The organism is Cellulomonas bogoriensis 69B4 = DSM 16987 (assembly GCF_000767165.1).
GTDB classification, from domain to species: Bacteria; Actinomycetota; Actinomycetes; order Actinomycetales; family Cellulomonadaceae; genus Actinotalea; species Actinotalea bogoriensis.
The window spans coordinates 1-988 of the sequence record NZ_AXCZ01000363.1; the positions used below are offsets into that span (position 1 = coordinate 1).

The 988-nt window shown below is 73.0% G+C and carries 1 protein-coding gene; it reads right to left on the minus strand.

Features of this window, described 5'->3' with window-relative positions; translation table 11 throughout:
- The coding region (locus N869_RS15435) for an MMPL family transporter (RefSeq protein ID WP_035063147.1) at nt 1–988 on the minus strand (988 nt) is incomplete at both ends.

Consider the following 988-nt stretch of genomic DNA (forward strand, 5'->3'; position numbering starts at 1 on the left):
ATGCGGCCTCGTCGGGCAGCACGCGGTCCAGGACCACCAGGGTGCCTCCGGAGGTGCGCAACCGGCCGGCCAGGGCTGAGAGGACGGCGCGACGTGCCACCCGGTCCGGACCCGCCAGGACCACGACCTGCCCGGGCCGGGCCACGACGTCCACGACGGCGACGGGCGCGTCCTGCTCGTCGGCGACGACCACCTGCTCGGCCCGCACCGTGGCGACCCCGTGCTCGGCGACCCACGCCTCGTGGTCCAGGTGGTGCTCCAGGGCCGCGCCCTCCACGTCCAGCACCGGCATGGCGCGGTCCAGGCGCCGCGGCAGCCACCAGGCCTTGTCGCCCAGGAGCGCCAGGACCGCGGGCACCAGGGTCATGCGGACGATGAACGCGTCGACGAAGATCCCCACGGCCAGGCCCAGCGCGATGGGCTTGACCATCTGCGAGGAGGCGGGGATGAACGCGGTGAAGACGCTGATCATGATGACGGCGGCGGCGGTGACGACGCGGGCGCTGGCGGTGAACCCGGCCCGCACGGCCGTGAGCGCGTCGGCGCCGTGCACGTACGCCTCCCGCATGCGGGAGACCAGGAACACCTCGTAGTCCATCGCGAGCCCGAACAGCACACCCATGAGGATGATGGGCAGGAACGAGATCACCGGCCCGAGGCTCGTGACGTTCAGCAGGTCGGCCAGCCAGCCCCACTGGAAGACCGCCGCGACCGCCCCGAACGCGGCCACCACCGAGAGCAGGTAGCCGGCGGTGGCCTTCAGCGGTACGGCGATCGAGCGGAACACGACGGTCAGCAGCACCAGGGACAGCCCCACCACGAGCACCGCGAACGGCAGCAGCGCGCCGGACAGCCGGTCCGAGATGTCGACGGCCGCGGCGGTCATGCCCGTGACCCGCAGGTCCGTGACGCCGTGCCGGGCCTCCAGGGCCTCCCGCTGGTCGCGGATGTCGGCCACCAGCCTGGCGGTGACCTCTTCGTCCTGGGA